We start from the raw sequence: 12680 nt of genomic DNA, 5'->3' as shown, positions 1-12680 counted from the left end.
AGTGCGACGAGGGCGCCCGCGAGCGACCTCATCGAGTCGTCTCCCCCGCGGGCGCCCTCGTCGCACTCCCCCCGCCGGGCGCCTCGTGCGCCTGGCTGAAGCTGGAAGCGTGACCACGGCAGCCGGCCGTGGACGCCGTCCCCCGCTCTCCGTCGAGCACGCCGGAACCGGCCGCCCCCTTCCCCGGGTGGCCGCGGACCGTCGTCCCGTTCCCTGATCCGCTCTTCCTCCGGCCGAGCTCTCGGCCACACCCCTGTCCACCCCGACGGTGTCCCTCCGGACGCCCGCAGACCTCGTCGCTCCACGAATCCGGCCTCGACCTCCCGCCGACTGCACTGCGCAGCGCGCGGACCCTCCCGGGAGGCCCGGATCGCGGACGTCGCGGCTGCCGGCCCGGAACCGTCCGGGGGACGACGGGCCCTGCCGGTACCCGGTGGCGCGTTCCTCGCGACCCGGGTCTCTGACCGCCAGTGGCGCCCGAGGTGCGAGGTGGACGTCGTCGGGGCCGGTGACCGGCAGTCCTGTCCGGCCGCTCCGGCCGCAGGGGTCGACGTCCCGGGTGGGCCGTGGACCAGCGCCGGCGGACGGCACCCCGTCCGCTCCCGCCGCCGACCGGCGGGCGCCTGCCGAGCGCGGGCCGGACCGGAAACGGTCCGGCCCCGCCCGAGGCGCCCGCCTCGGCTGCCGGGGTGCCACCGCTCCGCCACCTTCCCCGCCCGGGCACGCGCGGCCGGCCGGGCGGTGTGGAACGCTCAGTGCCGAGGCCGTGCCGAGGCCGTGCCGGGGACGGCCGCATGGTCGGTCGCAGCGGACGCCGGAGGAGGGACGAACGTGACCCCCGCCGAGCGCTCGCAGACCTCGGTCCCCGCGGACGGCGTGACCGCGGCCGAGGACGCCCGCCTCCAACTCGTCCGGCAGCTGGCCGGAAGGGCGGTCGGTGCCCGGAGCCTCCAGCGGCTGACGGACCTGGCGTCGCGGCTGCTCGACTGCGACACCGCCCAGATCTCCCTGCTCGGGGAGGTGCAGACCGCCGTCGTCGGAACCGGGTTGCCGTCCGGTGCAGTGGGCGCCCAGCTCCCACTCCCCCACTCGCTGTGCGCCCTCGCCGTCGCCGGTGGAACCCCCCTGGTCGTGGAGGACGCCGCCGCCGACCCACGGGTGCGGGACCGGCAACCGGTCGCCTCGGGGGAGATCGGCGCCTACCTGGGCATCCCGCTCGTCGTCCCCGAGGGCCAGCCGGTGGGGGCGCTCTGCGTCTACGGTCCGCACGCCCGTGTCTGGAGCGAGCGGGACGTGACCCTGCTCGGCCAGCTGGCGGACTCGGTCGCCACCGAGCTGCAGCTGATGGCGCTCACCGCCGAGTTCGAGGGCAGCCGGCTGCGCTTCGAGCTGGCCATCGACGCCGCCGGCATCGGCAGCTTCGACTGGGACCTCGTCACCGGTGAGCTGGTGTGGGACGACCGGCTGCTCTCCCTGTTCGGCTACGACCGGCAGACCTTCGACCAGACCATCGACGCCTTCGCCGCACGGCTGCACCCCGACGACCGCGAGCGCACCCTCGAAGCCCTGCGGACCGCCGCCGAGGAGGTCGGTGCCTACGACGCCGAGTTCCGGGTCGTGCTGCCGTCAGGGGACACCCGCTGGATCCGTGGGCGCGGCCGGGCGGTGGCCGGGGACGGCGGGGAGGCGGTCCGGCTGCTCGGCGCGGGCTACGACACGACGCCGCAGCGGCAGGAGGACGTGCGCCTCGCCCGCCTGCTCGAGGCGATGAAGGCAGCGTTCTTCTCCCTGGACCGGGAGTGGCGGTTCACCTATGTCAACGCGGAGGCCGAGCGGGTGCTGGGCGCCTCCCGTGACGAGCTGCTCGGCGGGATCGTGTGGGAGCTCTTCCCGGCCGCCGTCGGGAGCGACTTCGAGCGCCACTACCGGGCGGCGGTGGCCACGGGCCAGCAGCAGATGTTCGAGGCGCACTACCCGGCGCCGCTGGACGCGTGGTTCGAGGTGCGGGCGTGGCCGACGCCCGACGGGTTGTCGGTCTCCTTCCTGGACGTCACCGAACGTCGGGCCGCCGAGGAACAGGCCCGGCGCAGCACGGCCCGCCTCTCGCTGGTCGCACAGACCACCAGTGCGATGGCCGCGTCGCTCGGCAGCGTCGCGGGCGAGGAACGGGCGCTGCAGCGGGTGGCCGAGCTGTTGGTCCCCGAGGTGGGCGACTGGGTGATCCTGACCCTGGTCGACGAGGACGGCCGGATGCGCGACGTCGCCAGCTGGCACCGCGAGCCGGGGCGCCGCACGACCGTGGCCCGCTACGCCTCGCTGCGGCTGGCCGCCCTGCGACCCGATGCGCCGGTGCTGCGGGCACTGGCCTCCGGGCAGGTGCTCGTGATCGCCGACGTGGCCGCGGCGGTGGGCCGGACGTTGCCACCCGGCGAGGTGAGCGACGCCTTCCGGCGGCTCGCACCGCGGTCGGCGTTGACACTGCCGTTGGCCGCCCGCGGCCGGACACTGGGCGCGCTGAGCCTCTACCGGTCCGCGGACCGGCCGGTCCCGGACGACGAGGACGTCTCGACGGTGCACGACGTCGCAGGGCGGATCGCCCTCGCGCTGGACAACGCCCGGCTGTACCGGCAGCAGCGGCAGTTGGCGGAGGGTCTGCAACGCAGCATGCTCACCGCCCCGCCGCAGCCCGACGACGCCGAGATCGTGGTGCGCTACCACCCGGCGATGGCGGCGGCCGAGGTCGGCGGTGACTGGTACGACGCGTTCCTGCAGCCCACCGGCGCGACCATGCTGGTCATCGGCGACGTCGTGGGTCACGACACGGAGGCCGCGGCCGCCATGGGCCAGCTGCGCGGCATGCTGCGCGGGGTCGCCTACCGGGAGGGCGTCGGGCCGGCCCGCGTGCTCGGTGACCTGGACGCGGCCGTCCAGGGGCTGGGCATGGGCACGCTGGCCACGGCCGCCATCGTGCGGATCGAGCAGGACGCCGGGGAGCGCGCGGCGGGTGTGATCCGGCTGCGCTGGTCCAACGCCGGCCACCCACCCCCGTTGGTGGTGCATCCGGAGGGTCGGGTGGAGCTGCTGGCCGGCGAGCGGGCCGAGCTGATGCTCGGCGTGGACGTCGGCGCGCGGCGCACCGAGGCCGAGCTGGTGGTGGCGCGCGGGACCACGGTGCTGCTCTACACCGACGGGCTGGTCGAGGGCCGGGATCTGCTGCTCGACGAGGGGACCGAGCGGCTCGTGGCGGCGCTGGGGGAGCTGGTGGACCTGCCGCTGCCCCAGTTGTGCGACGTGCTGCTGGAACGGCTGCGGCCCGAGGGCCTGCAGGACGACGTGGCGCTGGTCGCGGTGCGTCTGCACCCGCGGGACGGCTGACGGGTCGGCAGCCGGCTCAGCGAGCCAGTAGGGCCCAGACGTGCTTGGAGCCGTCGGTGACGTACCAGCCGTGCCGCTCGGCCAGCTCGGCGATCAGGTAGAGACCCAGCCCCCCGAAGCTCGGGTCCCGGCCCACCGCCGGCGCCGGCGGCGTCTGCGGGGCCTGGTCGGTGACCTGGATGAGGTAGGCGCTGTGCGTGCGGCCGATCGCTGCCCGGACGTCGCCTCCGCCGTGGCGCAGGGCGTTGGAGGCCATCTCGTCGAGCGCGAGGACGAGCCGGTCGATGAGGTCCGGGGTCACCGACCCGCGGGCGGAGACGCTGAGCCCTGCGCGGACGTCGGCCCGTACTCCCGGGAGCTCGGCCACGGCCGTGAGCTGCCAGTCCAGGAGGGGTTCCGCGGCGGGTGGGTACGCCGACGGCCAGATCCTCCCGGCCGCCTGCCCTGTCACGCGCGTGCTCTCCTCGGTTCCTGCCCCGCGGGACGTTGTGCTGGCCGAACAGTCACGTATGGGCCGTCTCGTGCAGCGGCAAACATGAGTGTCGTGTGGATCACTTCCCCGGCGTGTCAGCCGACGAAGACGGGGGACCACGAGCCGGTCCCCACGCTCAGCGCGACCGCCGCGGCGCAGACCACCACCGTGCCGGCGACGAACCAGAGATCCCGCCGGTGCAGGGTCGAACCGCGCGCGTTCGAGCGGGCGATGCCGGAGTCGAAGCCCCGCGCGTCCATCGCGGTGGCCAGCCGGGAGCTGCGGCGGACGGCGCCGACCAGCAGCCTGAAGCCGACGCCCGCGAGCAACCGGGCCCGGGCCGCCGGATTGCGGCCGGCCTCCACACCGCGGGTGCGCCGGGCCAGCCGGACCGACTCGAACTCGGTCACCAGCAGGGGGGCCAACCGGAGCGCGCCGTAGGCGAACCGGGTGGGCACCCGCCAGTGGATGGTGAGCGCGTCGGCCAGCCGCGCCGGATCGGTGGACGCGACGAGCAGGATGCCGGGCAGGGCCAGCCCGACAACCCGCAGGCCCAGGCCGAGGCCGGTGACCGCGCCGTCGTCGTCGGCCAGCACCACGTTGACGAGGCCGACGGTTCCGGCGCCCAGGAGCAACGGCCAGGTGCGGCGCCACACCTCCCGCCGGTCGGTCAACCCGGCGGCGGGAAAGAGGCAGAGCTCCGCGGCAACCACGACCGACGGTGTGACGACGTCGAGGCTGGTCAGCAGCACCAGCGTGACGACGCCGGTGGCCGTCAGCTGGGCGACGGGGTTGATCCGCGACAGCGGGACGTTCCCCACGGGGCCCAGGGCCAGGGATGCGGTCACCGGGCACCCCGCCGGTGCGCCGCTGTCACAGCTCCAGCCGCCCGTCGGCGAGGACCTCGACCAGGTCCGCGTCGTGCGTCACGGCGGCGACGGCGCAGCCACGGGCACGCTGCTCGGCCAGCAGGGTTTACCACCTCGCGCCAAGTGACGGCGTCCTGCCCGAAGGTCGGCTCGTCGAGGACCAGCACGCGGGGGGACGTGGCCAGCACCGTCGCCACCGACAACCGGAGAGCGTGTAGGGGTTGGTCTCGGCGAACGGGGTGAGCCCGAGGCGCTCCAGCAGTTCCTCGGCGGTGGCCCGCGCGGCGGCGGCGCCGCTGCCCGAGCGGAGCGGACCGAGAGCCAGCTCGTCGCGCAGCCGTCCGGTCAGGAACTGCTGCTCGGGGTGCTGGAAGACGGTACCGATGCGGGTCACCAGCTCGCCGGCCCGCCACCGGTCGGGCTCTCGGACGTCGCGGCGGACCCCTGCGGCCAGCTCGGCCGATGCCGCCACCCGTCCCGTCGTCGGTGCGCGGAGGCCGGCCAGCAGGAGCGCGAGGGTGGACTTCCCCCGCCCGTTGGGGCCGGTGACGGCCAGAACGGAGCCGCCGCGCAGCTCCGCGTCGGTGGGGCGCAGGGCCGGTTCGCCGGTCCCCCGGTAGGTGTAGCCCGCCGCCTCGGCGGTGAGCAGGACCGGCCCGGACCCTCCGGCGGGCAGCCGGAGGCCGGCGGCGCGGCGCGGCGGGGACCAGCCGGGGGGCTGCTCGACCAGCCCCCCGGGCACCAGTTCCACGACGCGGTCCACCAGCGGCAGCCACGGCGCGGCTTCGTGGTCGACGACGACCACCGTGGCGCGGCGGTCGGCGGTGGCCCGGGCGACGGCGGAGCGCACGGCGGCGGCGCCGTCGGGGTCCAGCTGGGCGGTCGGCTCGTCCAGCAGCAGCAGGCCGGGGCGGCGGGCCAGGGCGCCCGCGAGCACGAGCCGCTGCTTCTCCCCGCCGGACAACGCCTGGGTCGGCCGCTCCCGGCCGTACCGGAAGCCCACCGCGGCCAGCGCCTCGTCGACGCGCGGCCAGATCGCGTCGGCGGGCAGGCCGGCGTTCTCCAGCCCGAAGGCCACGTCGTCCCCGGCCCGGGTCATGACCAGTTGGCTGTCCGGGTCCTGGGCCAGCATCCCGAGGCGGGCACGGGCGTCGCGGGGTGCGACGCCGTCCACGGTGAGGTCGCCGGTCTGCTCGGTGGCCTCCGGGTCGAGGATGCCGGCCAGCGCGGCGAGCAGCGTCGACTTCCCCGTTCCCGAGGCGCGTAGACCAGCTCATCCGACTGCCGGTCCGGCGATCAGCCACGCGCAGGCGGGAGCGCGGACGCCACCGCCTCGACGTAGTCGGCGACGAGCCCCGGGTCGCGCATGGCCGGTCCCATGACGGCGACGCCGTGCGCGCCGGCGGCCAGGCAGCCGGCGACGTCGTCCGGGCGGACTCCGCCGAGGGCCAGCACGGGCGGGGCGCCGGGAACCAGCGCGGCCAGCCCGTCCAGGCCGAGCGCAGGGCCGTAACCCGGCTTGGACGCCGTGGGGAAGACGGGGGAGAGCGTGACCCAGTCACAGCCCTCCCCGGCGGCCCGGGCGAGCTCGGCGGCCGAGTGGCAGGAACGTCCGACGAACGGCGGGCGGTGCGCCGGGAACGGCTCGTGAGCGGCGAGGTGGACAGGGCAACCGAGGGGCGCTTCCCGGGCACCGCCGTGCACCAGCATCCCCTCGACGGGCTCCAGCACGGATCGGAGTTCGGCGGCCAGCGACCTCCGCTCGTCGACCGGGAGGTCCTTGTCCCGCAGGATCACGGCACGGGCGCCGGAGGCGACGGCCGCGGCGACCACCTCGACGAGCGGTTGCGCACACTGCGTCCGGTCGGTGACCAGCACCAGCCGCGGGAGGATCACAGCTCGGGCAGGCCGGCGAACGACGTGGAGGCCTCGGCGTGCCACCGGCGCGGGATCCGACCCGCGAGCTTGGCCAGCCGACCGCCCTCCACGGCCTGGCGCATGGCCAGCGCCATCCGCTCCGGGTCCCGCGCCCGGGTGACCGCGGAGGCCAGCAGGACCGCGTCACAGCCCAGTTCCATCGCCTGCGCGGCGTCGGAGGCGGTCCCGATGCCGGCATCGAGCACGACGGGCACCTGCACCGCCTCGCGGAGCAGCGCGATGTTGTGCGGGTTGCGGATGCCCAGACCGCTGCCGATAGGGGAACCCAGCGGCATCACGGCCGCGCAGCCCACATCGGCCAGGCGGCGGCCGAGGATCGGGTCGTCGTTCGTGTAGGCCAGCACGGTGAAGCCCTCGGAGACGAGCTGCTCGGCTGCGTCGAGCAGCTCGACGGCGTCCGGCAGCAGCGTGTGCTCGTCCCCGATGACCTCGAGCTTCACCCAGTCGGTGCCGAACGCCTCACGGGCGAGCCGGGCGGTCAGCACGGCCTCCCGAGCGGTGTGACAGCCGGCCGTGTTGGGCAGCAGGCGCACGCCGCAGCGGTCGAGCACCGCCATCATCGAGCCGGTGGCCGACGCCTCGACGCGGCGCAGCGCCACGGTCACCAGTTGGGTGCCCGAGGCCCGCACCGACGCCTCGAGCGCCTCCAGGCTCGGCACACCGCCGGTGCCCAGCAGCAGCCGGGACGTGAACGTCTCGCCGCCCACGGTGAACGGGTCACCGGCCTCCTCCCGGGCGAGCGCCGGGGCCAGCTCGGTGGTGAGGTCCTTCTGCATGGTCATCCTCCTGCGGTCGGTGCCAGCACCTCGAGGGCGTCGCCGTCGGTCAGCCGGGTCTGGCCCCAGCTGCTGCGCGGGACGACGTCGCCGTTGCGCGCGACGGCGACCCGGTCGTGCCCACCGGCGCGCTCGGCCACGAGGTCAGCCACGGTGGCGTCCTGAGCCAGCTCGGCCGGGGCGCCGTTCACGGTCACCTGCACGTCTGGAGTCCTCTCCTCGGTCCGGGATGCACCTCAGGGTGCCCCGAATCGGTCGACGGTGAAGGGGGCGGCCACCGCCGGGAGCGCCCCGGTGGTCAGCAGATCCGCGATCGCCTCGGCGGTCACGGGGGTGAGCAGCACGCCGTTGCGGTGGTGCCCGGTGGCCAGCACGAGGCCCGGCACGCTCGTCGGGCCCAGCAGCGGTGCGTTGTCCGGCGTGCCCGGCCGCCAGCGGGCCAGGGTCTCGGCCAGTTCCAGCTCGGTCACGCCCGGAACGACCTCGATCGCGTCGTGCAGCAGGTCGTGGACGCCCCCCGCGGTGACGGTGGCGTCGAAACCGCGGTCCTCGGTGGTGGCCCCGATGATCAGCCGGTCCTCCCCGTAGGGCACGAGGTACACGTGCCGACCGCGGACCAGTGCGCGCACCGTGCCCTCGAGCAGTCCCGCTGCCCCCGCCATGCGGAGGATCTGGCCCTTCACGGGCCGGACGGGGACCGGCGGGACACCCGGCAGCTGGGCGCTGTGCGCACCCAGGGCGACGACGACGGTGCCGGCCGGTACCTCGCCGCCCGCCGCGAGGCGCAGCCCGGTGGCCCGTTCGCCGTCCACGACGAGGCCCTCGACGCGGTCGCGGACCAGCACGACGCCGGCCGCCTCGGCGGCGGCCAGCAGGGCCGCGTGCACGGCGCGACCGTCCACGGAGTGGTCGCCGGCGACGAGCAGCCCGCCTCGGACCCGCGTGGTCAGGGACGGCTCCCGACGTCGGACGGCGCGCGGGAGCAGCCGCTCGGCGGACAGCCCCAGCTCTCCCTGGAAGTCGTGCAGCGCCTCCAGCTCGCGCATGTCGTCGTCGTCGAAGCCGACGACCAGCGTCCCAGCGGTGCGCAGGTTCACCGGCAGCCCGCCGTCGGCCTCGAGCTCGGCGGCGAAGGCGCTCCAGCGCTCCAGCGAGGCCAGGCCCAGCCGCAGCAGGGGCTCCTCGCGGTAACCGGCCTCGGTGACCGGCGCCAGCATCCCGGCGGCCGCCTCGGAGGCGCCCCGGCCCGGGGCCTCGTCCACGACGGTCACCGAGAGCCCTCGCCGGGCCGCGCGCCAGGCGATCGAGAGCCCGATCAGCCCGCCTCCGGCGACCGCGACGTCGGTCACGGCGCGCCGGCCAGGGCGCGGAGCAGCTCCCGGGTGGCGGCAGCCGGGTCCGGGGCGCCGGTGACCGCGCCCACGACGGCCACCCCCGCGGCGCCGGCGGCCAGCAGGGCGGCGACCCGGTCGGCGGTGACGCCGCCGATGGCGATGACCGGGACGTCCACGGCCGCGGCCACGGCCGCGATCCCGGCGGGCCCGAGCGCGTCGGGGAGGCCGGTCTTGGTCGTCGTCGGCCACGCCGGTCCGACGCCCAGGTAGTCGGCACCCTCGGTGACCAGCCGGCGGGCGGTGTCCGGGTCCCGGGCCGTGCCGCCGATGAGGTGGTCCGGTCCGGCCACGCGCCGGACCGCGGCGACCGGCAGGTCGGTGGCCCCCAGGTGCGTGCCGTGCGCACCGACGGCGAGGGCGACGTCCACCCGGTCGTTCACCAGGCAGGTCACGCCGGCGGGCGCGCAGATGTCGACCACGTGCCCGGCGAACTCGTGGAGGACCCGGTCGGTGCAGTCCTTCGCGCGCACCTGGACGACCGGGGCGCCCGCGGACACCGCGGCTGCGACGGCGGCCAGGGCCCGTGGTCCGCCCGCGGCGTCGGTGAGGACGTGCAGCCCACCCAGCGGCCGGATCATCGGCCCGCCCGCTCGCTCCGGCGACCGGCCAGGGCGACCGGCAGCGTGAGGACGACGGCGACGGCGAGCCCGACCAGCGAGGCCGACCACCCGTTGCCCGGATCGATGCCGAGGTCGGCCTGCCGGGCCCCCCACCACGCCGTCCACCCGGAGCCCGGGCCGGGGAAGAAGGTCGGCAGCGTGAGCTGGTAGGCGAGGAATCCGGCGATCCACGGCAGCAGGAACACCGGGCGCGCCGGTGCGGCGTCGGAGCTGTTCCAGCCGCCCCGGGGGGTGAGCCAGTACGCCACGATCAGGACGCCGGCGAGCGGGACGAACACGGCGCCGATGAGGAACAGGAACGGCTCGTAGGCGGCGATGTCGAAGGTCAGCGCGAGCAGCGTGGCCAGCGCGCCGACGGCGACGGCGAGCACCCGCCGGTCGAGCCGAGCGACGACGTTCTGCGCCGACACGGCGGTCGAGTAGACGTTGGCGAAGGCCTCGTCGAGCTCCACGGAGACCAGGACGAGCACGGCCACCGCGCCCAGCGGCACCACGAGCAGCGCGTCGATGACGTCGAGTCCGGCGCTGCCGTAGGCGGCCAGCGCCAGAACGCCCAGCACGAACATCGCGACCGTGGCCAGGCCGTAGCCGACCGCGGCCCCCGTGAAGGCGGCGCGGCCGCTGCGGACGTGCCGGGTGTAGTCGGCGGCCAGCGGCAGCCAGGAGACCGGGAGCGCGATGACGATGTCGGCGGCGGCCCAGAACGACGTCGCCCCGCCGTCCTCCAGTGGCGGCAGGGGCTCGGCGAGGACCTGCACGTAGAGATAGCCGACCGCCAGCAGGGCGGCCCAGACGGCGTAGCGGGCCAGCACCCGCACCACGCCCAGCGGACGCAGCGCCATCGCGGTGGCCAGCACGCCGGCAGCGAGGACGAACGGCCAGCGTGGCGCGTCGAGGACCCGCGAGGCGGCCTCGGCGATGATGACGATCTCGAAGGTGGCCCAGCCGATGCACTGCACGAGGTTGAACGCCGTCGGCACCCACGAGGTGCGCCGGCCGAGCAGCCCGCGCAGCAGGACCATCCCGGGAACGCGCTCACGGGCGCCGGCCGCCGCGACCAGCCCGAGCAGCACCGACCCGATGACCGCACCGACGACGATCGCGGCGATCGTCACTCCCAGGGGGCGTCCCGGCAGCACGACGAACACCGCTGCCACCGGCAGGAGCAGGCTGATGCCCAGGTTGCCCCAGAGCCCGAGGGAGTCACGCAGGCCGAGTGAGGGTGGCGGTGCTTCGGTGAGGGTGAGCGGGGCGTCGGCCCCGGGAGTGCGGACAGCGTCGGACGTGCTCATGGTCGCTCCCTACGCCGGCATTACCCGGACAGGTTCCAGCGGTCGGCGACGCGTCGTGTCGCCCTCTCAGCCCGGCCCGCCCGAGCTCCCGCACATGACTCGTCCAGCCTACGCACCACGTAGGGTGCCCGTCGTGCCGGTCGCCGAGCTGCTTCCCGCCTTCCCCGACGCCTGGCGGGCCGCCACCCGGCATCCGTTCCTGATGGCGGTCCGGGACGGGACGGTCGATCCCGCTCAGTTCGACACCTGGCTGACGCAGGACGCACTGTTCGTCGCCGACCTGCTGCGCTTCCAGGCCAGGCTGCTGGGCCGCGCGCCCCGAGCCGCGCAGGCGGTGCTGGCGGCGGGTTGCGTCGCCCTGGTCGACGAGCTGGCCTGGTTCGAGGAGCAGGCTGCTCACCGCGGTCTCGACCTGCACACCGCTCCGTTGCCGGCGACGGCCGCCTACGGCGAGCTGCTGGAGCGGCTGGACCGCGCCGACGTGCCCACCGCGCTGATCGCGCTCTGGACCATCGAGCGGACCTATCTGGACGCCTGGTCGGCGGCCCTGCCGGGAGCGCCGGCCTACCGGGAGTTCGTGGAGCACTGGACCGTGCCCGGCTTCGCCGGCTACGTGACCGGGCTGGAGGCGGCAGCCGACGCGGCGGGCGGGGACGGTGCCGGGGTGTTCGCCGAGGTGGTGGCCGCTGAGATCGCCTTCTGGGACACCGCGGTGGAGGCGGGCCGGTGAGCGTCGGGCTCGCCGCGCGGCTGTGGAGCGGGAGCACGGATCTCGCCGCGGCGGCCCTGGAGCACCCCTTCGTCACGGGTCTCGCCGACGGCTCGCTGCCCCGCGACCGGTTCGCCGGTTACGTCGCCCAGGACGCGTTCTTCCTGGAGGCCTTCGCGCGGGCCTACGCGCTGGGCGTCGCGCACAGCCGCGACCGCGCCACGCTGGACGCCTTCGCCGACCTGCTGGCCGGCGTCCGGGAGGAGCTCCGGCTGCACGACGGCTACGCGGCCCGGTGGGGGGTCGACCTCTCGACCGTCGAGCCGGTCCCTGCCACGCTGGCCTACACCGAGTTCCTGCTGGCCACGGCCGCGCTCGGCGACGTCGGCGAGACCTGCGCGGCCATGACGCCGTGCATGCGGCTGTACGCACACCTGGGACGGTCGCTCGTGGGCCGGGCGGCGCCGGAGTACGCAGAGTGGGTGGACACCTACGCCGATCCGGGTTTCGAGGAGCTCGCCGGCACGCTGGAGGCGCTGCTCGACCGGCTCGCCGCGGACACCCCGTCGGCCACCCGCGCCTACCGTCGGGCGATGCAGCTCGAGGTGGCTTTCTTCGACGCGGCCTGGGAGGGCTCCGTTGTCCGCTGAGCACCGTCGCACCCCGGTCGCGCTGACCGTCGCCGGCAGCGACCCCAGCGGTGGTGCGGGCATCCAGGCCGACCTCAAGACGTTCAGCGCGCTGGGGGTCTACGGCACGGCCGCCCTCACGGCGCTGACCGCCCAGAACACCCGCGGTGTCACCGGCGTGCACCCGGTGCCGGCGAGGTTCGTCGGCGACCAGGTGCGCACGCTGCTCGACGACGTCGAGGTGCACGCCTGCAAGACCGGCATGCTCGGTACGGCCGACGTCGTCCGCGAGGTGGCGGCGGTGCTGGCCCGGCGGGTGGCCGGGCCGGTGATCTGCGACCCCGTCATGGTGGCCACCAGCGGCGACCGGCTGGTCGCCGAGGACGCCGTGGACGCCGTCCGCCTCGACCTCCTGCCCGTCGTGGACCTCGTCACCCCCAACGTCCCGGAGGCCGCGGCGCTGCTCGACGTGTCCCCGGCCCCGTCTCTTATCCACATCTCACGCTGCAGACGAAGCGCGTAGTGCAGCCTGCCGTGTGACACGTACAATTATATATAATACATTACCTATCATATGTATCTAACTCTATCAATCCCCACTCTCTT

General features: G+C 75.3%; 13 protein-coding genes, 1 pseudogene and 1 riboswitch. Of the genes and pseudogenes, 4 read left to right on the top strand and 10 right to left on the bottom strand.

Translation table 11 applies throughout. The features are described 5' to 3' along the window. Positions 1–831: 831 nt before the first annotated feature. The gene (locus tag C5508_RS17240) at positions 832–3375 is read left to right on the top strand and encodes a SpoIIE family protein phosphatase (protein WP_232797239.1); all 2544 of its coding nucleotides are present in this window, start codon (positions 832–834) and stop codon (positions 3373–3375) included. A gap of 16 nt (positions 3376–3391) precedes the next feature. Here the strand turns inward: C5508_RS17240 and C5508_RS17235 are convergent, their stop codons facing one another. The 10 genes and pseudogenes from C5508_RS17235 to C5508_RS17195 all read right to left on the bottom strand — a co-directional run bounded on the left by C5508_RS17235 (position 3392) and on the right by C5508_RS17195 (position 10736). Beyond that, entirely contained in the window at positions 3392–3826 is a 435-nt protein-coding gene (locus C5508_RS17235; RefSeq protein WP_104526163.1) for an ATP-binding protein, read from the bottom strand. Between the two features lie 116 nt (positions 3827–3942). Further along, positions 3943–4695 (bottom strand): energy-coupling factor transporter transmembrane component T family protein, encoded by a 753-nt coding sequence (locus C5508_RS17230; RefSeq protein WP_198598155.1) that lies wholly within the window; start codon positions 4693–4695, stop codon positions 3943–3945. 127 nt (positions 4696–4822) lie between these two features. Then, positions 4823–5614: an ATP-binding cassette domain-containing protein gene (locus C5508_RS20555; protein ID WP_408607765.1), complete on the bottom strand. Its 792-nt coding sequence runs from the start codon at positions 5612–5614 to the stop codon at positions 4823–4825. Further along, positions 5606–5962 (bottom strand): annotated as a pseudogene (locus C5508_RS20550) (ATP-binding cassette domain-containing protein); the annotation flags it as partial. The pseudogene C5508_RS20550 and the gene C5508_RS20555, both read right to left, overlap by 9 nt. Before the next feature lie 50 nt (positions 5963–6012). Continuing rightward, on the bottom strand, positions 6013–6612 hold the full coding sequence (locus C5508_RS17220; RefSeq protein WP_104526162.1) for a thiamine phosphate synthase: 600 nt from the start codon (positions 6610–6612) through the stop codon (positions 6013–6015). After that, positions 6609–7430 (bottom strand): thiazole synthase, encoded by an 822-nt coding sequence (locus C5508_RS17215; RefSeq protein WP_104526161.1) that lies wholly within the window; start codon positions 7428–7430, stop codon positions 6609–6611. The genes C5508_RS17220 and C5508_RS17215 overlap by 4 nt, the downstream gene beginning before the upstream one ends. Positions 7431–7432: 2 nt before the next feature. Then, a complete protein-coding gene (gene thiS, locus C5508_RS17210; RefSeq protein ID WP_104526160.1) occupies positions 7433–7633 on the bottom strand; it encodes a sulfur carrier protein ThiS in 201 nt (66 codons plus the stop codon). 33 nt (positions 7634–7666) lie between these two features. Beyond that, positions 7667–8779: a glycine oxidase ThiO gene (gene thiO, locus C5508_RS17205; RefSeq protein ID WP_104526159.1), complete on the bottom strand. Its 1113-nt coding sequence runs from the start codon at positions 8777–8779 to the stop codon at positions 7667–7669. Continuing rightward, on the bottom strand, positions 8776–9402 hold the full coding sequence (gene thiE, locus C5508_RS17200) for a thiamine phosphate synthase (protein WP_198598154.1): 627 nt from the start codon (positions 9400–9402) through the stop codon (positions 8776–8778). The genes thiO and thiE overlap by 4 nt, the downstream gene beginning before the upstream one ends. After that, complete coding sequence (locus tag C5508_RS17195; protein ID WP_104526158.1) at positions 9399–10736, bottom strand: purine-cytosine permease family protein; 1338 nt, start codon at positions 10734–10736, stop codon at positions 9399–9401. The genes thiE and C5508_RS17195 overlap by 4 nt, the downstream gene beginning before the upstream one ends. Then, positions 10726–10838: riboswitch (TPP riboswitch) on the bottom strand. (Overlaps the previous gene by 11 nt.) 31 nt (positions 10839–10869) lie before the next feature. Here C5508_RS17195 and C5508_RS17190 point away from each other — a divergent pair. Genes C5508_RS17190 through C5508_RS17180 form a run of 3 tightly spaced genes read left to right on the top strand, consistent with a single transcriptional unit; the run spans position 10870 to position 12597 of the window. Continuing rightward, on the top strand, positions 10870–11466 hold the full coding sequence (locus tag C5508_RS17190; protein WP_104526164.1) for a thiaminase II/PqqC family protein: 597 nt from the start codon (positions 10870–10872) through the stop codon (positions 11464–11466). Then, positions 11463–12095, top strand: coding sequence for a TenA family protein (locus C5508_RS17185; protein WP_104526157.1), 633 nt, complete (start codon positions 11463–11465; stop codon positions 12093–12095). Before C5508_RS17190 ends, C5508_RS17185 begins: the two co-directional genes overlap by 4 nt. Beyond that, the gene (locus C5508_RS17180; protein ID WP_232797238.1) at positions 12085–12597 is read left to right on the top strand and encodes a hydroxymethylpyrimidine/phosphomethylpyrimidine kinase; all 513 of its coding nucleotides are present in this window, start codon (positions 12085–12087) and stop codon (positions 12595–12597) included. Before C5508_RS17185 ends, C5508_RS17180 begins: the two co-directional genes overlap by 11 nt. Positions 12598–12680: the final 83 nt, after the last annotated feature.

Source organism: Blastococcus atacamensis, from assembly GCF_002938425.1.
Lineage (GTDB): Bacteria > Actinomycetota > Actinomycetes > Mycobacteriales > Geodermatophilaceae > Blastococcus > Blastococcus atacamensis.
The sequence above is the reverse complement of the archived record's forward strand: the minus strand, read 5'-3'. Positions and strand labels throughout refer to the sequence as shown.